Source organism: Vibrio sp. 2130-1 (assembly GCF_033339515.1).
In genome coordinates this window covers 1-507 of sequence record NZ_JAWOUT010000771.1, presented here as the reverse complement: position 1 = coordinate 507, position 507 = coordinate 1, and the positions used below count along the sequence as shown (strand labels likewise).

1 pseudogene is annotated in these 507 nt (G+C 44.0%); it reads left to right on the top strand.

What is annotated here, in order from left to right:
• Window positions 1-507, top strand: a pseudogene (locus R7Q09_RS28610) (NAD-glutamate dehydrogenase domain-containing protein); the annotation flags it as partial.

The following is a 507-nucleotide window of genomic DNA, read 5'->3' as shown; positions in this document are numbered from 1 at the left end:
TTACGACGTTCTTCTCTGAAAGCCCATTGGCAAGAACGCATTACATTGTTCGTGTAGACAATAACAACATTGACGTAGACGTGAAAAAAATCGAGCAGAATTTAATGGAAGTTTCTACCTCTTGGGACGACAGATTAAAAGAGTCGATCATTGCTAACTTTGGTGAAAGCAAAGGTCTACCACTATCGAAAGAGTACATGAGCGCGTTCCCTCGTTCATACAAAGAAGACATGATGCCTGGTTCTGCTGTGGCAGACATTGAGCGCCTTGAAGCACTGAGTGACGACAACAAACTTGGCATGCTTTTCTACCGTCCGCAGGAAGTTGCAACGGATTCGAAAGCGGTTCGCTTAAAACTTTACCATCGTGACGAGCCAATCCATCTATCAGACGTAATGCCAATGTTGGAAAACTTGGGTCTACGCGTGATTGGTGAATCTCCTTACGAGATCGAGAAAAACAATGGCCAGACATTCTGGATCCTAGATTTCTCAATGCTGCATAAGA